This is a genomic window from Paraburkholderia sp. UYCP14C (assembly GCF_004197395.1).
Taxonomy (GTDB): Bacteria; Pseudomonadota; Gammaproteobacteria; order Burkholderiales; family Burkholderiaceae; genus Paraburkholderia.
Genome location: NZ_SELS01000096.1, coordinates 1 through 18,105 on the forward strand (window position 1 = coordinate 1; position 18,105 = coordinate 18,105).

Sequence of the window (18,105 nt, forward strand, 5' to 3'; positions counted from 1 at the left end):
AGCGACTGGGGGCGAGAATCATGCCGGGCCCGGCTGGCCAAATCCCCAATTATCGGGGAGTGAAGATAGTAACGGGGCTTCAGTACCTGATCGACGTCGTCGTGCACGACAAGCTCGGACTTGCCACGGAGCTGGAGGCGGAAATGCAGCACGTGATCGACACATACGAGTGCGAGTGGAAACGGGCGGTGACCGATCCCGAGACTCGCAAGCGCTTCCGTCATTTCGTCAACAGCGACAAACCCGACGAGAACGTCACCTTCGTCGAGGAGCGCGGGCAGATCCGTCCCGCGACGCGAGAAGAGCGGCAAGTGAAGCAGTTCCCGATACCCGTCATCGCCGAAACCGCCTGACCATACACCACCTGATGTGAGGAACCCAGCATGAGCAACGATCAGACTTCACCATCCTGGATGCCCGTGTGCACGCTCGACGACATCGTCCCGAATACGGGTGTCTGCGCGCTGGTGAACGGCGAGCAGGTGGCGGTATTTCACGTCGCGGACGGTGACGGCGGTGTGTTCGCGATCGACAATTTCGATCCGGGTTCGCACGCGGCGGTGCTCTCGCGTGGGCTAATCGGCAGTCTCGGCGAACGCATCGTGGTCGCCTCGCCGATCTACAAGCATCACTTCGATCTACGCACCGGCGAATGCCTGGAGGCGCCCGAGCATTCCGTCAGCGCGTACCCGGTGCGCGTCGAAAGCGGCAAGGTCTGGGTCGCGGCATGAGATACGAAATCCACCCGCAGACCCCGGCACGCGCAGTGTCAGTCGCGCCTCCCCGCCCGCGTCTCGTGGTGGTCGGCAACGGCATGGCCGGCATGCGCACCGTCGAGGAACTGCTGAAGCTCGCGCCGGACCTTTACGACATTACCGTTTTCGGCGCCGAACCGTACGGCAACTACAACCGCATCCTGCTCTCGCCGGTGCTCGCGGGCGAGAAGAGTGTCGACGACATCATCCTCAACACGCGCGACTGGTATGTGGAGAACGGCATCCGGTTGCATGCGGGCGATCCGGTGGTCTCGATCGATCGCAGGCGCCGCATCGTACGCTCGCAAAGCGGTACCGAAGAGAGCTACGACCGGCTGCTGATCGCGACCGGCTCCAAGCCGTTTCTGATTCCAGTGCCGGGCCACGAACTGCCGGGGGTGATCGCGTTTCGTGACATCCAGGATGTCGAAACGATGCTTGCGGCCGCGCGCAGTCACCGCCACGCGGTGGTGATCGGCGGCGGACTGCTTGGGTTGGAGGCGGCCAATGGGCTGATGCGCCAGGGCATGTCGGTCACCGTCGTTCATGTGATGGACAGCCTGATGGAGCGCCAGCTCGACAGGAGCGCGTCGGTCCTGCTGCAGCAGGCGCTGGAGCGCAAAGGGCTACGTTTCCTGCTGAAGGCCAACACCACCGAAATCGTCGGGCCGGATCGTGTCACCGCGGTGCGTTTCGACGACGGCTCGGAGATTCCCGCGGACCTGGTTGTCATGACCGCCGGCGTGCGTCCGAATATCGAACTCGCGCAACAGGCGGGCCTGCACTGCGAGCGTGCAATCGTCGTCGACGACACGCTGCAGACCTACGATCCGCGTGTTTACGCGGTTGGCGAATGCGTGCAACATCGTACGGCAACCTTCGGCCTCGTCGCACCGATCTGGGACCAGGCGCGCGTGTGCGGCGCGCATCTCGCCGGAGCGGGCCACCGCCGTTACGTGCAGCGCGCGACCGCAACCAAGCTCAAAGTCACCGGTGTCGACCTGTATTCCGCCGGCGACTTCATCGGCGGACCGGACAGTGAAGACCTGGTGCTGCGCGATCCGCGGCGCGGCGTCTACAAGCGCCTCGTGATCGAGGATAACCGGGTGGTCGGCGCGGTCCTCTACGGGGACGTCAAGGAGGGCGCGTGGTATTTCGAATTGATCCAGGACCGCACTGACATCTCTTCGCTGCGCAGCCAGTTGCTGTTCGGCAAAGCCCTCTGCGAGATGCAGCCCGCGTGAACGCAGCTTGCCTGAACCGGAATTCAACGTGAGTTTCCCCATTGCTATTTCCAGCACGCCTGACGGCAGCAGTGGCTCCGTCAGGACCACCTGCCCGTACTGTGGCGTCGGTTGCGGCGTGCGCGCGAGCGTGCACCCGGACGGCCGGCACGAGATCGTCGGCGACGAACTGCACCCCGCGAACTTCGGCCGCTTGTGCGTGAAAGGCTCGGCGCTCGGCGAAACGATCGGACTCGACGGACGGCTGCTTCATCCGAAGCTGCGCGAGCCCGTGAGCGGCGCATTGCGCGACGCGTCGTGGAGCGATGCGCTCGATGCTGTCGCCGGGGGCTTTCGCCGGATCATCGACCAGCACGGCCCGGATGCCGTCGCGCTGTACGTGTCGGGGCAGTTGCTGACCGAGGACTACTACGTCGCGAACAAGCTGATGAAAGGCTATGTCGGCAGCGCGAATATCGACACCAATTCGCGTCTGTGCATGTCGTCATCGGTCGCCGGACATAAACGAGCCTTTGGCGAGGATCTGGTGCCGGTGTGCTACGAGGATCTCGAACTGGCCGACCTGGTGGTGCTGGTCGGTTCGAATACGGCGTGGTGCCATCCGATCCTGTTCCAACGGATCATCAAGATCAAGGAAGCGCGGCCCGGGATGAAGGTGGTCGTGATCGACCCGCGCTACACCGCGACCTGCGAGATGGCCGACCTGCATCTGCCGCTCGCCGCGGGCACCGATGTCCGGCTGTTCAACGGTCTGCTCAGTTTTCTCGCGGAACATGGCGCAACCGATGCGCAGTTCGTCGAGGCACACACGACCGGCTGTGCGCAGGCGCTAGCCGCCGCTTCCGCCGGCGCGGCAACCGGGTTCGACCTCGCGCAATGCGCGAAGGCGTGCAAGGTCGATCCGCATGATCTGCTCGAGTTCTATCGCCTGTTCGCGCGGACCGAGCGCGTGGTGACGGTGTACTCGCAGGGCGTGAACCAGTCCACTTCCGGCACGGACAAGGTCAACAGCATCATCAATTGTCATCTGCTGACAGGCCGTATCGGCAAACCGGGAATGGGGCCATTCTCATTCACCGGACAGCCGAATGCGATGGGCGGGCGCGAGGTCGGCGGGCTTGCGAACACGCTGGCCGCGCATCTCGAACTTGACAAGCCAGAGCATCGGGAACTGGTGCAGGAATTCTGGGGTGCGCCTGTGATCGCTTCGAAGCCGGGGCTCAAGGCGGTCGAACTCTTCGAGGCAATCGGGCAAGGCCGCATCAAGGCGGTCTGGATCATGGGCACGAACCCGGTCGTCAGCCTGCCCGACGGCGATCAGGCGAAGCGCGCGCTCGCGAGCTGTGAACTCGTCGTCTGCTCCGACATCGTGGAGCGCACCGATACGAATGCGTTTGCCCATGTTCTGCTGCCGGCGCTCGGCTGGGGAGAAAAGGACGGCACCGTCACCAATTCCGAACGCAGAATCTCGCGGCAGCGCGCATTCCTGCCCGCGCCTGGAGAAGCGCGAGCCGATTGGCGGATCATCTGCGACGTTGCGCAGCGGATGGGCTATGCGGGCTTCGACTTCGCGAGTCAGCACCAGATTTTCGATGAGCATGCGCGGCTGAGCGCCTGGCGCAATGAAGAGAGTCAGAGCGCCGACGCAACGAACGACGCCACCGTCGGTGGTGTACACCGCGCGTTCAACCTGGCTGGCCTCGCCGGCCTTGGTGATGAAGGTTACGCTGCCATGGCGCCTATCCAGTGGCCGGTTCTCGCGACGAATGACACAGCAGCACGAGGCACCGGACGTCTTTTCGGCGATCGCCGCTTCAGCCACGCAGACGGCAAGGCGCGTTTTGTCGCCACGCCACCACGCGCCCCGGCCAACGCGCCGGATGAGGACTATCCGCTGACGCTGAACACGGGCCGCGTGCGCGACCAGTGGCACACCATGACGCGAACTGGCAAGTCGGAGAAACTTGCCGGTCATATCACCGAGGCGTTTGTCGACATGCACCCGCAGGACGCGCTCGCGTGCGGTGTGCGTGAGGGCGATCTCGCGCGAGTGGCGAGCCGTTGGGGGGCCATGGTCGCACGCGTGCAATACGGCGGCGGCATGACGCGCGGCAGCGTGTTCGTACCCATTCATTGGAACGATCAGGTGGCTTCCGACGCACGCGTGGGCGCCGTGGTGAATCCCGCGGTCGATCCTGTTTCGGGCGAGCCCGAGTTCAAGCACACGCCAGTTCGGGTCGACAGGTTCCACGTCGCCTGGCAGGGCTTCTCACTGAGCCGGCATGCCCCGTCGCTCGATAGCGTCACGTACTGGACGCGCGTCCACGGGGCGCAGTTCGTGCGCTATGAGCTGGCGGGGCGCAACCCGCTCGCCGACCACGGCGATCGCGGCGTCTGGGCGCGGGCACTGTTTCGCGTCGACGATTCTCATGACGACTGGCTCGAATACGAGGACCGCGCCGCGGGCGTCTATCGCGCGGTACACCTGATCGACGACCGTATCGAGAACTGCATCTTCCTTTCGGCACGTCCTGAATTGCCGGCGCGCGAGTGGCTCTCGAGCCTGTTTGCGAAGGACAGGCTCGACGAGACGGACCGCATCGGCGTGCTGCTGGGCCAACCAATCGGCAAGGGCGCGGATACGGGACCGACGGTCTGTTCGTGTTTCGGCGTCGGGCGCAACACGATCTGCGCGGCGATCCGCGAGCAGGGGCTGAAAAGCGCGGCGGAGATTACCGCATGCCTGAAAGCAGGCGGCAACTGCGGGTCCTGCGTGCCCGAACTGAAGAAGCTGCTGGTCGATACCGAGCTGGCGCGACTGAGCGCGGCATGAGTGTCGCTTGAATGTTTTGCCTGGTCGCCGGCGCAGAATGACGCTGGCCCCGGATGTCAATGAGGAGATTCTGTTGCGATGATGAAAAAGCTTCGACCGGTGCTAAGCGGAATTGACCCGATCGCCCCCTTCAGGGACTTCGACGATGCGGGCAAGGTGATGTCTTCAGGTGCCGGAGGCGAGGGCGGGCTGCAACAGCGACACGCTGCCGATCTGCGCCCGGCGCGCTTGCGCGGACCGTGGCGGCAAAGCCGTTCACGGCGACGCGCGGCTGGCTTGCGTAAGTAACCGCTGATTTGGCTAGGGACGGGAGAAGGCGCTGGGTTCAATTACGCCTGTAATCATATCTGCGCCGGCACTGGTGCGCTGCGACTTGCGCAGGTCTATCGGCTATTCGTTTTGGGTTTGTTGCGCGACATCGCAGGGGGCATTTTCCGGGACATCAGTCGGTTGATCTGCTGCGGCGAGGAGGTCGGGCCGGCCCGCCCATTAACCTATCTCACTGTCTCACTGCGAAGAGCCTGCCCTGTTCATCGGAATTCCCGTCGGATGCGGATTGGCGTCGCTCGTATCTTCGGGCAACAGATTGCCGTCGCCGAGGCTCTCATCGGCGCGAGCAGTCTCCGGGAATCGCTCGGGATAGAGATGCCGCTGCGCGACGCTCGCGTCGAACGGACAAACAACCCGTGATGAGCTCAGTGGCGCACACCTTGAATGACGAACAAACCAAGGCCGTCGCCGTCTATGCAATCCAAATGAGATTTCCCCGCTTTGCCGGCTCTCGGCTCATGGCAGAAATCCGGCTTTACGCAGCGCCTCTTCAGCGGCCTCATGGTCTTGAACGGGGGTTCCGCCAGAAACACCGATACCACCCACCAGACGCCCCTCGTGGAGGAGTGGTATGCCGCCGCCTATCGCCGTCAGGCGCGGATGGTGTGCCAGCGGGGCAACGGTCGGTTCGGCCATGTACTGATTCCATTGATCCGTGGCCATGCCGAACGAGGCGGCGGTCCATGCCTTGTTGATGGCGACGTCAACGGTAAGGAAAGGGACCGTATCCGCGCGCTCGAAAGCGCGCAGGTGCCCTCCGGCGTCGGTGATTGCGATTGCCGCTGCGAATCCCCGCGCAGCGCAGGCGCGGTGCGCCTCCGCCAGCAATGCTTGCGCGGCTTCGTGGGTGATTGTTGTCGTGCTGATGATTTGCGATGTCATGGTTGTGCTGGGTGTCAGAAAGGTTCAGCGGCTGGCGACGATGACTTCGCCGATCATGTTGCCAGCCTCGATCAGCGCATGCGCTCGCGCCAGATTTGCTGCGCTTATGCCGTCAATGCGCCGGATCAGGGTCTACTTGAGGCCACCCCGATCGTCCAGTGCTGCCACGCGGCGCACAAGGCGTGTTGCCGTGCAATGGTGCTGGTGTCGAGATCGCTCGGGGATACATGAGTTCTCAGTGAATGGAAATGGAATCCCCGTTGAACGGGCCATCGGGCGTCGTGAAGGCCAGCTCTTGAGTTTGATGACGGTAATCGTCAATTTGCATCCAAATACATTGGCGCTCTTTCTCAGTTTTGCATGCGGTGCCAACACGCGAGCCATCTGCACGAAAAGCCCGTTTGATCGACTAGGTAATTCATCGACAAACTGTCATCGCGGTGCCGAAGTCACATTACGCTTCGGCCAGAATCTGTTGAATGGCTTTCTCGATCGCTTCGACGGGTTGCGCGCCGGTCATCAGATAGCGGTTATTAAAGATGATCGACGGCACTGAATGGATACCCATGACCTGGTATTTCTCTTCTTCCGCACGGACCTCATCGGCATAGTCGCCTCCTTGCAGGATAGAGCGCGCCTCGACGCCGTCAAGTCCCACGGATTCAGCCCCATCGACCAGAACGTCATGGCTACTCGTGGGCTTTCCCTCTCCGTGATAGGCATGCAGGAGGGCTTCTTTGAGCTGTACCTGTTTGCCTTTGATACCGGCCCAATGAATCAAGCGGTGCGCGTCGAAGGTGTTATAGATGCGCTTGCGAATGCCGAAGGTGAAACCAACATCTGCGCCACGCTGCCGGAGCACGGCCTGCGCTTGGGCTACCTGTTGCGGGGTGCTCCCGTATTTCTTTCCGATATGTTCGACAAGGTCTTCACCGTCCTCGCCCATCCGCGGATTCAATTCGAAGGGATGCATGACTAATTCGGCATCGACGGCATCACCAAGTCGTGACAGTGCAACTTGCAGCGAGGAGAGACCGATAGCGCACCACGGGCACGCTACATCGGAGACGAAATCGATTTTGATCGGCTGTTTCATTGCTTTCCTGATGATGATCGACTGTTCGGCCAGGTTTCGGTGTCGAGACCATTCTGGACGAGTTTGGAGGCGAAATTGCCATCTGCCATGGCAATTCAATTGTTCCCGTAAGTCAACCATACGGCAGCCCGCCCGCGACGCGCAGTCTGTCACGCCGGTCAGGTCAACATTCGCAGGGGGCAGCGTCCGGCTGAATCGCTTTCTTGTGGCGCTCGCGCGCGGCGCGCATGCCCGTTTCGATCTCGCGTTCAGCCGCGAGCGCCTAATATCGCATTCGCTGTCCTGTCGCCCAAACCCCGGTGGTGGCGACCGCCCGAGCATGACCCGCGCGCTCTCAGGCGTTTCTGATGCACTGCGCAATCGGAGCGCGACATCGGCCGAGCTCGTGACGATGGTGCGCATAGGCACACTTGACGGTCTTTCTGCTACAGATGAAATGGTCGATTGTGGGATCATGCAATCAGGGTTTCGCCGGCGCGACGGTACGCGGCTTGGATCCGCCAAAACGTGAAGTTGCACTTTTTTGGCAGCTTGCAAATTTCTGGATTTAAATCTAGCCTGCTTCAGCAATCGGCGGATCCCCTCAACGCACTACCTTCCTTTCGGAAACAGCGATGACGATCAAGCGTATCTGGGCGGGCCGTGTCCTTTCGATCTCCGCAACGGCTGGACTCGCTGTGGGGGGCATTCACCCTGCATCGGCTGCGCCACCGGACGCGCTCGTGGCCGCCGCCAAACAGGAAGGGCAGTTGACCACGATCGCCCTGCCGCATGACTGGTGCGGGTACGGCTCGCTGATCGCCGCATTCGAGAAGAAGTACGGCATCCACGTCAACGAACTGAACCCTGATGCAGGCTCCGGGGACGAGATCGAAGCGATCAAGGCGAACAAAGGCAACAAGGGACCGCAAGCGCCCGACGTGATCGATGTCGGCCTGTCGTTCGGACCGTCCGCCAAAAAAGAAGGCCTGTTGCAGCCTTACAAGGTATCGACGTGGGGCTCGATCCCGGCAGCTTCCAAGGATGCGGAAGGCTACTGGTACGGCGACTACTACGGCGTGCTTGCGTTCGAAGTCAACGCGGACATGATCGACAAGGCGCCGGCCGATTGGGGCGATCTGCTCAAATCGGAGTACCGCAATGCGGTCTCGCTCGCCGGTGACCCGCGCTCGGCGAATCAGGCCATTCAGGCCGTTTATGCCGCGGGCCTTTCGCAAGGCAAAGGCGATGCAACGAAGGCTGACCAGGCGGGCCTCAAGTTCTTCGCCGATCTGAACAAGAGCGGCAACTTCGTGCCCGTGATCGGCAAGGCCGCGTCACTGGCGCAGGGCACGACGCCGATCATCGTGCGTTGGGATTACAACGCGCTTGCCGATCGGGACACGCTCAAAGGCAATCCGAAGGTGCAAGTCATTGTGCCGAAGACAGGGGTGGTGGCGGGCGTCTATGTGCAGGCGATCAGTGCCTATGCGCCTCATCCGAATGCCGCGAAGCTGTGGATGGAATTCCTCTACTCTGACGAAGGGCAGCTCGGTTGGCTTGCCGGTTATTGTCATCCGATGCGCTACAACGAGCTCGTCGCGCAGAAGAAGGTGCCGCCGGCACTGCTCGCGAAGCTGCCGCCTGCATCGGCCTACAACGGCGCGGTCTTTCCGACGCTCGATCAGCAGAACGCCACGAAGGACGTCGTGACCAAAGGCTGGGATCAGGTCGTTGGCGCTAACGTGAAGTAGGCACGCGCGAGACCGCCGGGATGAGCGCATCTCCGCAGCCAGGCGCTTCGGGCCCGGACTTGCTGACGCCCGCCGGGCCCGCGCCGAAATCCGGTCCCGTGCGCGGCAGCAGCGGTGCAAGTTGGCTGACCTATGCGGGCGTCGTGCCGTTTTTCGCGTTCGCGCTGTTATTTCTTTTATTGCCCACCGCTTTTCTGATGATCGGCGCGTTTCAGGATGCGCAGGGGAACTTCACACTTGCGAATCTTCGCGAGCTGTTTCAACCGGCTGTACTCGATGCCTACTGGATCAGCGTGAAGGTGAGCGTCGCATCCGCGGCCGGCGGGGCCATCTTCGGCGCGCTGCTCGCGTGGGCCGCGGTGCACGGTCGGTTGCCCGCGTGGATCCGGCCGACGCTCACGACCTTTTCTGGCGTCGCATCCAACTTCGCGGGGGTGCCGCTCGCCTTCGCGTTCATCAGTACTTTGGGGCGCGTGGGCCTCGTGACGGTGCTCGCACGGAAATATCTCGGTTTCAATCTCTATTCCACCGGGTTCAGCATCCTCAGCTTCCTCGGGCTGACCATTACATACCTGTACTTCCAGATTCCGTTGATGGTGCTCATCATCACGCCGGCGCTCGATGGCCTGAAACGCGAGTGGCGCGAAGCGTGCGACTGCCTCGGTGGCACGGCGGCGCAATACTGGCTCTACGTCGGGTTGCCGGTCCTCTGGCCGAGCTTTCTGGGTGCGGCCCTGCTGCTGTTCGCCAATGCGTTCGGCGCGGTCGCCACGGCTTACGCGTTGACTGGCAGTTCCCTCAACATCGTTCCGATCCTGCTGTTCGCGCAGATTCGCGGCGACGTGCTGCATAACCAGAATCTCGGATACGCCCTCGCGCTCGGCATGATCGTGGTCACGGGCCTGTCGAACGGCGGCTACATCTGGTTGCGCGCGCGAGCCGAAAGGGGCCGCCGATGAAATCGCAATCGCGCGCGGGCGCCTGGATCGCCGTGATCATCGGCACACTGTATTTTTTGACTCCGCTCGCCGCGACCTTCGAGTTCAGTCTGCGGATGCGTCGCGACGCGTACAGCTTCGATGCGTACCGCGTTGTCCTGGGAGATCCCCATTTTCAGGCTTCGTTCGGCTATTCGGTGTTGATGGGATTGCTCACCATCGTGATCGGCGTGCTGCTCGTCGTGCCTACGGCGTATTGGGTGCAACTGCGTTTGCCGAAGCTTCGGCCGGTCGTGGAGTTCATCACCTTGCTGCCGCTCGTGATCCCGGCCATCGTGATCGTCTTCGGCTACCTGCGCATCTACAACAGCAGTTCGATTTTGCCGTTCACCAGTCACGAACGCGCGACCGATCTGCTACTCGTATTCGGTTACGTCACGCTATCGCTGCCTTTTATGTACCGCGCCGTCGATGCGGGGATGCGCGCCGTTGACGTACGCTCGCTGACCGAGGCCGCCGAGTGTCTCGGCGCTGGCTGGACGACGATCCTTTTCCGCGTGATTTTCCCGAACGTGCGCTCGGGGATTCTGTCCGGTGCGTTTCTGACGTTCGCCGTGGTAGTCGGCGAATTCACGATCGCGAGCCTGCTGGATCGCCCGGCGTTCGGACCGTATTTGCAACTGATCGGCGCGAACCGCGCTTACGAGCCCTCGGCGCTGGCGATCATCGCCTTCATTGTCACGTGGGCATCGATGGGATTGATCCAGGTGTTCGGCTCGGCGCGCGCGCTGGCCGGCCATAAAACTTGAGCCGGTGAGGCCGCGACCCATGGCATTTCTCGAGATCGACAATCTTCACAAGGCGTTTGGGGCAAATGTTGCGGTGCATCAGTTCGACATGAACATCGGACAAGGCGAATTCGTCACCTTTCTCGGCCCGTCGGGCTGCGGTAAGACGACCGTGCTGCGCATGATCGCCGGATTCGAAACGCCCACGCGAGGCGCGATCCGCCTGAATGGTCGCGACGTCACGCGTGTGCGTACGCGCGATCGCGCCGTCGGCATGGTGTTCCAGTCTTATGCGTTGTTTCCGAACATGACGGTGGCGCAGAACATCGGCTTCGCGTTGAAGGTCGCAAAGCGTTCGGAGAAAGAGGTGAGCGGGCGCGTTGCAGAGATGCTGGAACTGATCAAGCTGCCGCATCTCGCCGGGCGCTATCCGTGGCAATTGTCCGGTGGGCAGCAACAGCGTGTGGCCTTGGCCCGTGCGCTCGCGAGTAAGCCTCAAGTGCTGTTGCTCGACGAACCGCTTTCCGCGCTCGACGCAAAAATTCGCGTCTCGCTGCGCGAAGATATACGGGCACTACAGCGTGAGCTCGGCATCACGTCGATCTTCGTCACGCACGATCAGGAAGAAGCGTTGTCGATGTCGGACCGCATCGTCGTCATGAACGACGGGCGTGTCGAACAAGTGGGGGCGCCGCTCGATATATACAACTTTCCGCGTACACGCTTTGTCGCGACGTTCGTGGGAACGCTCAATATTCTGGCCGGGCGTGTGATCGATCCTGCAACGGGGCGCATTGCCGTTGACGGTCAGGAACTGGTGACATCGCGGCCGCTCCCACCGGACGATGCCGGCAAGGAGCGTGTGCTGGCGTTGCGTCCGGAGGCAATTCTGCTCGAGCCGCCATCGAACGACCGCAACTCGCTGGCGGCGACGGTTGAAGAGATCAGCTTCCTCGGTTCAGTGGTGCGCATTCGCGCGCGGGTCAGCAGCGCAATCGTTACCCTCGATGTCTTCAACGATCCGAACCGGATCCTGCCGGAGCGCGGGCAGCCCGTTGCTCTTGGCTTTTCGCACGACAATCTGCTTGTGCTGGATGAGAACGTGCACTAACGGCGTTGCCGGCTTGCCGGGACGGACTTGCTGGTTGCGATGGTTCGACCAGTTGCAGACCCGCGAATCGCTGGGCTTCCTGAGTTGCAATGCGAACTCGATCAATTCGATCTTTGTCAATCATGACCGATACACCGCACCTCATTCACATCACACCGGAAACGCACGGCGTCGAACTCGACCTCGTGTATGCGACCGATCGCAATTTCACCGGCAAGCCGATCTACAAGGAAGCGCACGCGCTGCTGCTTGCGCCCGCTGAAGCCAGATTGCGCAAAGCCGTCGAACTTGCTGAAAGCGTCGGCATGAAACTGCGCATTTTCGATGCGTACCGTCCGCCGCAAGCACAAAAAGTACTGTGGGATTTTCTGCCCGATCCCACGTATATCGCAGAACTTGGCCGAGGCTCGAACCATAGCCGGGGTACGGCGCTCGATCTCACCTTGATCGACAGCAACGGTGAAGCGCTCGACATGGGCACGGACTTCGATGCAATGATCAAGGAGTCCGAGCACTTCCATCACGGATTGCCGCAGCACGTGCAGCGCAATCGCCTGCTGCTGCTCGGCATCATGCATGCGGCAGGCTTCACGCATATTCCAAGCGAATGGTGGCATTACGAAATTCCGGGTTCACGCTCGCTGCCCGTTATTGATAATAGCGAAAGCGGCCCCCTGAAATTGATGTAATCGCGTTCTGGTTCTTTGCTGTCCGTTTGCGGGTTCTTCACCGATCTTCCTTCTCGATACGGAGCGAGTATGAATCTGGTTTTGCGCAATGCGCTGGCGGCAGTCGTGGTCGTGTCCGCACTGACGCTTACGATGACGACAACAAGTACTGCATTTGCGGCGACGCCGAAAGACATGCTGGTGATCGCCACCACGCTCGACGAATTCTCGACGCTCGATCCCGGCGAAGTCTATGAGCTCGTGCCGGAAGAATATGTCGCGAATACCTATGACCGACTGGTGCGCGTCGATCTGAAAGACCCGGCGAAGTTCAATGGCGATGCCGCGCAATCGTGGACGGTCAGCCCTGATGGACTCACGTTCACGTTCAAGATTCGCCCCGGTCTCAAGTTCCACTCGGGCAATCCTCTGACAGCCGATGATGTCGCGTGGTCGATCCAGCGCTGCGTGCTGCTCGATAAGGGCGCGGCGGCCGTATTGCAAGGCATTGGCCTGACCAAGGACAACGCGCTGCAGAACGTCAAGAAGATTGACGACTCGACCGTCAGCATTACGACCGACCAGAAATACTCGCCCACGTTCGTGCTGAACGTGCTGGGTGCGTGGCCTGCGTCAGTGGTCGATAAGCAACTCCTGATGTCGCATCAGAAGGGCAACGACTTCGGCAACGAATGGCTGCGTACGAACGAAGCAGGCTCTGGCGCGTACAAGCTCGTCAAATGGACGGCGAACGACAGCATCATCCTGCAGAAATACGACGGCTACCGACTGCCGCTCGCGATGAAGCGCATCGTGATGCGCCATGTGCCGGAAGCCGCGAGCCAGCGCCTGCTGCTCGAAAACGGCGACGCGGATGTCGCGCGCAATCTGAGCCCGGACGATCTCGCCGCATTGACCAGGGCCAACAAGGTGCAGGTGATGTCGGTGCCGCAAGCGACGTTGCTCTACCTCGGCCTGAACGTGAAGAACCCGAATCTCGCGAAGCCGGAAGTGCAGGAAGCGATGAAATGGCTGATCGACTATGACGGCATTCAGAAGAACGTGACGAAGAGCACGTTCAAGGTTCATCAAACGTTCCTGCCTGAAGGTTTCCTCGGTGCGTTGAATACCAATCCGTATCACCAGGACGTTGCCAGGGCCAAGGCGCTGCTCGCCAAAGCGGGCTTGCCCAACGGCTTCAACGTGACGATGGATGTGCGCAGCGCTTACCCGTACAACGAAATTGCCCAAGCCATACAAGCGAATCTCGCGCAAGGCGGCATCAAGGTCGAGATCATTCCGGGCGACAACAAGCAGACGCTCGCGAAGTATCGTGCGCGTCAGCACGATATCTATATCGGCGAATGGTCAGCGGATTACATCGACCCGCACAGCAATGCGCAGGGCTACGCATGGAATCCGGACAACTCCGACAAGTCTGCGTACAAGATGCTCGCATGGCGTAATTCGTGGGACATTCCCGATCTGACGAAACAGACCAATGCGGCGCTCGCCGAATCGTCGACGACAAACCGCGCGCAACTCTATCAGACGATGCAGAAGGAAATGCTCGCAAAGTCGCCGTTCGTCATCATGTTCCAGCAGGTGTCGCAAGTGGCGATGCGTCCGGACGTGTCGGGCCTCGAAGTCGGCCCAATCAACGATCTCGTGTCGTATCTGCATGTGAAGAAGCAGTAAGCGCGCGAACCATGTCGACGACGACCACTCCTGTTGACCAGATACGCGCTGCGTCCGCGCGCAGCGCGACTGTGCGCTGGACGTTGCGCGTGCTGCGCTGGGCGCTCACGCTCGCCGTCACGTTCACGGGCTTGCTGGCCGTGACCTTCGTGATCGGCCGCAAGGTGCCGATCGATCCCGTGCTCGCCATTCTCGGCGATCGCGCGTCGGCGAGCGCTTATGCGGCCGCGCGCATTCAGCTTGGACTCGACAAACCCGTTGCCGAGCAGTTTTTCATCTATGTGCGCGCGGTGCTGCACGGCGATCTGGGCGTATCGCTGCTGACGGCGAATCCCGTGCTCGACGACATCAAGCGTGTCTTCCCGGCCACATTGGAACTCGCGACACTGTCGACGATCATCGGCGTATTGGTCGGTGTGCCGCTCGGCGTGATTGCTGCGACACGGCACAACCGCTGGATCGATCACGTCGCGCGTTTCATCGGCCTGATCGGCAGTTCAGTGCCGGTGTTCTGGCTCGGTCTGATGGGACTGCTGTTGTTCTATGCGAAGCTGCATTGGGTGTCGGGACCAGGAAGAATCGACCCCGTGTTCGATGGCATGGTCGATACGCACACGGGCAGCCTGTTGATCGACTCGTTGATCGCGGGGGAATGGGATGTGTTTTTCAATGCGCTGTCGCATATCGCGTTGCCCGCTGCGATATTGGGCTACTACTCGGTCGCGTATCTGAGCCGGATGACGCGCTCGTTCATGCTCGACCAGTTAAACCAGGAGTACATCACGACGGCACGCGCAAAAGGCTTGTCCGAGCGGCGAGTCGTGTGGGTGCACGCATTCGGCAATATCGCGGTGCCGCTGCTGACGGTGATCGCACTTTCGTATAGCTTTTTGCTCGAAGGCTCGGTGCTCACCGAAATCGTATTCGCGTGGCCGGGCATCGGTTCGTATCTGACGGGCGCGCTGCTCAACGCCGATATGAATGCCGTGCTCGGCAGCACGCTCGTGATCGGCATTACTTTCATTGCGTTGAACCTGCTGACGGATGCGCTCTATCGCGTGTTCGATCCGCGCGCCCGCTGATGCAACGGAGATCTTCAACGTGCGTCCACCTGTTGAAACTTCAACTCGGGATTTGCCGATGAACGTGCCTCGCTCAACATGGAGAGCCTGGTTGCTGACCGATACGCCAGCTTCGCACAGGCAGGCGGCGCTCGGTCTTGCGTATCGGCGCTGGCGGAGTTTCTCGGGTAATCCGCTATCGGTGTTCGGTCTGTCGATCCTCATGCTGCTCGTGATCGTCGCCGTCATCGGGCCCTGGATCGCGCCGCATGATCCCCTCCGGCAGGTGTTGTCCGACCGTCTGCTGCCGCCCGGTTCGACCTCTCATTGGCTTGGCACCGATCAGCTCGGACGCGATATTCTTTCACGCATCATTTACGGCTCGCACCTGACGCTGTCGATTGCGATCCTCGTTGTCGTGGTCGTCGTGCCGATCGGCTTGATGATCGGTACGACGGCGGGCTTCTTCGGAGGTTGGGTCGATAACGTGCTGATGCGCGTGACGGATATCGCGCTAGCGTTCCCGAAGATCGTGCTTGCACTCGCATTCGCCGCGGCATTGGGGCCGGGTGTGTTCAATGCGGTGATCGCTATTTCGATTACCGCGTGGCCCGCCTATGCGCGTCTTGCGCGCGCCGAAACGTTGAGGCTCGTGCGAGCCGATTTCATACACGTCGCGCGGCTGCAAGGCGCGTCGAACCTGCGCATTCTGCTGCGCTATATCGTGCCGCTGTGTTCGTCGTCGGTGATCGTTCGAGCGACGCTTGATATGGCGGGCATCATTCTGACCGTCGCAGGCCTTGGTTTTCTGGGGCTTGGCGCACAACCGCCCAGTCCCGAATGGGGCTTCATGGTCGCCTCGGGCCGCAACGTGCTGCTCGACGCGTGGTGGGTGGCGACGATACCGGGCGTGGCGATTCTGCTCGTGAGCCTCGCATTCAATCTGCTCGGCGACGGCTTGCGCGACGTGTTCGATCCCCGCCATGGAGACTGATATGGGCACAAGCGAAACGCGCTCGCCTCTCTGTGAGATCGACGATCTGCGCATCGCATTTCGCACGCACGACGGTACGCTGAATGAAGCCGTGCGCGGTCTCTCGCTGACGCTGAATAAAGGCGAGCGGCTCGGCATCGTCGGTGAATCGGGTTCTGGCAAGTCGCTAACGGGCCGCGCGCTGCTCGGACTTCTGCCGCCTGCCGCGCATTGCACCGCGAAAAGGTTGCGCTTCGACGGAAATGATTTGTTGAATATGCGCGCCGACAGGCGCCGCCGTCTATGCGGTCAGCAAACAGGCATGATCCTGCAAGATCCGAAGTACTCGCTGAACCCGGTGATGACTGTCGCGCAGCAAATGCGCGAGGCGTTCGCACTGCATGATCCGAAGCTCAACCGGCGTGCGATGCGTGAGAAGATCATCGCGGCCCTCGAAGCGGTGCATATCCGCAACCCCGCGCGCGTCGCGGATTCATATCCGCATGAGCTTTCCGGCGGCATGGGACAGCGCGTGATGATCGCAATGATGGTGTCGACTGGACCACGCCTGCTGATCGCCGATGAGCCGACCAGTGCGCTCGACGTGCTCGTATCGATGCAGGTGCTCGCCGTACTCGACGAGATGATCGCCAAACATGATACCGGCCTCATTTTTATCAGCCATGACCTGCCGCTCGTGATTTCGTTCTGCGATCGGGTGGTGGTGATGTATGCGGGGCGTGTCGTCGAAACATGCGCGGCGCGCGATCTCGTGCATGCGCAACATCCTTATACGCGCGGGTTGCTTGCCGCGAATCCGCCGCTCGCCAATCCGCCAGCCGAATTGCCCGTTCTGTCGCGCGATCCGGCATGGCTCAACGGCACGCAAGGAGCGTCCGCATGATCGACGTCGATGCGTTGACAGTGCGCTTCAAAACGGTCGCGGGCGCAGTCGATGCCGTCCGCGATGCGAGTTTTCATGTAACGCAAGGCGAAGTGTTCGGGCTCGTCGGTGAGTCGGGTTCCGGCAAGTCGACCATTCTTCGTGCGTTGAGCGGACTGACGCCGATCGCGCAAGGCACGGTGCGCATTGCGCAGCAAGGCGGCGTCGCGCAAAAGTGCGCTGTGCAAATGGTGTTTCAGGACCCATATGGCTCGCTGCATCCACGCTTCACTGTTGATCAGACATTGCGCGAACCGTTGCGTATCAACGGCATCTGCCAGCATGAAGAACGTATCGTCAACGCGCTGCGTGAAGTCGGGCTCAGTGCTTCGTTTCGATTTCGCTATCCGCATCAGCTATCGGGTGGGCAGCGGCAACGCGTGGCGATTGCGCGCGCGCTGATCGTGGAGCCGCGTGTGTTGCTGCTCGACGAGCCTACATCGGCGCTCGATGTCTCCGTGCAAGCTGAGATATTGAACTTGCTCAAGCGCCTGCATCGCGAGCGTAATCTGACGATGATTCTTGTTACCCACAATCTCGCTGTCGTGAGCTTTCTGTGCTCGCGTGTTGCGATCATGCGCAATGGCGAGATCGTCGAAGAACTCGATGTGGAGAAAATCAGAGCGCAGCAGGTCGATAACGAGTATTCACGCAGCCTGTTGCTCGCGACGAATGGCTATCAGCGCAAGGCTGCCGTCGCTTTGGGTATCGACACGGCTCTTTAAAGGAACTCGTGTCTGCGACGGCCCAGGCAAACACATTCACAGGCCGCAGCAGACAGAAAAGCGCGCCACGCAAACCGGAACAGGGGACACCTTGATTTCCCTGCAATATTGCGGTTAGGGGCATCTACCATCCGGCGATTATTGAAGCGTACGGGTTTCAGCCGCGACGAATTGATGGAGGTAGTGCGTGAGATGCCGGATGTGCAAATTGGCATAGGATCCAAGACAAAGGATCTAATATTCAAACTTAAGCCTCTATTGAATTTTCAGTGGGTGGTATCGTCCCGGTTTCTGGATAAACAAGACGAAGGCAGGTCATGCATAGCC

15 protein-coding genes and 1 pseudogene are annotated in these 18,105 nt (G+C 61.0%); 14 read left to right on the plus strand and 2 right to left on the minus strand.

Annotated features, from left to right (window positions below):
* From EVC45_RS40510 to EVC45_RS40525, 4 genes and pseudogenes are all read left to right on the plus strand, one after another.
* Window positions 1–353: pseudogene (locus EVC45_RS40510) on the plus strand (hypothetical protein); the annotation flags it as partial.
* Between the two features lie 30 nt (window positions 354–383).
* The gene (nirD, locus tag EVC45_RS40515) at window positions 384–731 is read left to right on the plus strand and encodes a nitrite reductase small subunit NirD (RefSeq protein WP_129963728.1); all 348 of its coding nucleotides are present in this window, start codon (window positions 384–386) and stop codon (window positions 729–731) included.
* Window positions 728–1,999, plus strand: coding sequence for an NAD(P)/FAD-dependent oxidoreductase (locus tag EVC45_RS40520; RefSeq protein WP_129963729.1), 1,272 nt, complete (start codon window positions 728–730; stop codon window positions 1,997–1,999). Before nirD ends, EVC45_RS40520 begins: the two co-directional genes overlap by 4 nt.
* Window positions 2,000–2,027: 28 nt before the next feature.
* Window positions 2,028–4,832: a nitrate reductase gene (locus EVC45_RS40525; protein WP_129963730.1), complete on the plus strand. Its 2,805-nt coding sequence runs from the start codon at window positions 2,028–2,030 to the stop codon at window positions 4,830–4,832.
* Between the two features lie 786 nt (window positions 4,833–5,618).
* Here EVC45_RS40525 and EVC45_RS40540 read toward each other — a convergent pair.
* Complete coding sequence (locus EVC45_RS40540) at window positions 5,619–6,044, minus strand: heme-binding protein (RefSeq protein ID WP_129963732.1); 426 nt, start codon at window positions 6,042–6,044, stop codon at window positions 5,619–5,621.
* Between the two features lie 454 nt (window positions 6,045–6,498).
* On the minus strand, window positions 6,499–7,140 hold the full coding sequence (locus EVC45_RS40545; protein WP_129963733.1) for a DsbA family oxidoreductase: 642 nt from the start codon (window positions 7,138–7,140) through the stop codon (window positions 6,499–6,501).
* A 614-nt stretch (window positions 7,141–7,754) separates the two neighbouring features.
* On the opposite strand from EVC45_RS40545, the gene EVC45_RS40550 reads away from it, so the two are divergent.
* The 10 genes from EVC45_RS40550 to EVC45_RS40595 all read left to right on the plus strand — a co-directional run bounded on the left by EVC45_RS40550 (window position 7,755) and on the right by EVC45_RS40595 (window position 17,778).
* Complete coding sequence (locus tag EVC45_RS40550) at window positions 7,755–8,873, plus strand: ABC transporter substrate-binding protein (RefSeq protein ID WP_129963734.1); 1,119 nt, start codon at window positions 7,755–7,757, stop codon at window positions 8,871–8,873.
* A gap of 20 nt (window positions 8,874–8,893) precedes the next feature.
* Window positions 8,894–9,832 carry an ABC transporter permease subunit gene (locus EVC45_RS40555; protein ID WP_129963735.1) on the plus strand — a complete coding sequence of 313 codons (939 nt, stop codon included), beginning with the start codon at window positions 8,894–8,896 and terminating at the stop codon, window positions 9,830–9,832.
* Window positions 9,829–10,620 (plus strand): ABC transporter permease, encoded by a 792-nt coding sequence (locus EVC45_RS40560; RefSeq protein ID WP_129963736.1) that lies wholly within the window; start codon window positions 9,829–9,831, stop codon window positions 10,618–10,620. Before EVC45_RS40555 ends, EVC45_RS40560 begins: the two co-directional genes overlap by 4 nt.
* Before the next feature lie 19 nt (window positions 10,621–10,639).
* The gene (locus EVC45_RS40565; RefSeq protein ID WP_129963737.1) at window positions 10,640–11,710 is read left to right on the plus strand and encodes an ABC transporter ATP-binding protein; all 1,071 of its coding nucleotides are present in this window, start codon (window positions 10,640–10,642) and stop codon (window positions 11,708–11,710) included.
* A 122-nt stretch (window positions 11,711–11,832) separates the two neighbouring features.
* Window positions 11,833–12,399 (plus strand): D-alanyl-D-alanine dipeptidase, encoded by a 567-nt coding sequence (gene ddpX / locus EVC45_RS40570; RefSeq protein WP_129963738.1) that lies wholly within the window; start codon window positions 11,833–11,835, stop codon window positions 12,397–12,399.
* A 69-nt stretch (window positions 12,400–12,468) separates the two neighbouring features.
* Complete coding sequence (locus EVC45_RS40575; RefSeq protein ID WP_129963739.1) at window positions 12,469–14,076, plus strand: ABC transporter substrate-binding protein; 1,608 nt, start codon at window positions 12,469–12,471, stop codon at window positions 14,074–14,076.
* 11 nt (window positions 14,077–14,087) lie between these two features.
* The gene (locus tag EVC45_RS40580) at window positions 14,088–15,158 is read left to right on the plus strand and encodes an ABC transporter permease (RefSeq protein ID WP_129963740.1); all 1,071 of its coding nucleotides are present in this window, start codon (window positions 14,088–14,090) and stop codon (window positions 15,156–15,158) included.
* A gap of 58 nt (window positions 15,159–15,216) precedes the next feature.
* On the plus strand, window positions 15,217–16,131 hold the full coding sequence (nikC, locus tag EVC45_RS40585) for a nickel transporter permease (protein ID WP_129963741.1): 915 nt from the start codon (window positions 15,217–15,219) through the stop codon (window positions 16,129–16,131).
* Between the two features lies 1 nt (window position 16,132).
* Window positions 16,133–17,014: an ABC transporter ATP-binding protein gene (locus EVC45_RS40590; RefSeq protein WP_129963742.1), complete on the plus strand. Its 882-nt coding sequence runs from the start codon at window positions 16,133–16,135 to the stop codon at window positions 17,012–17,014.
* The gene (locus tag EVC45_RS40595) at window positions 17,011–17,778 is read left to right on the plus strand and encodes an ABC transporter ATP-binding protein (protein ID WP_129963743.1); all 768 of its coding nucleotides are present in this window, start codon (window positions 17,011–17,013) and stop codon (window positions 17,776–17,778) included. Before EVC45_RS40590 ends, EVC45_RS40595 begins: the two co-directional genes overlap by 4 nt.
* Window positions 17,779–18,105: the final 327 nt, after the last annotated feature.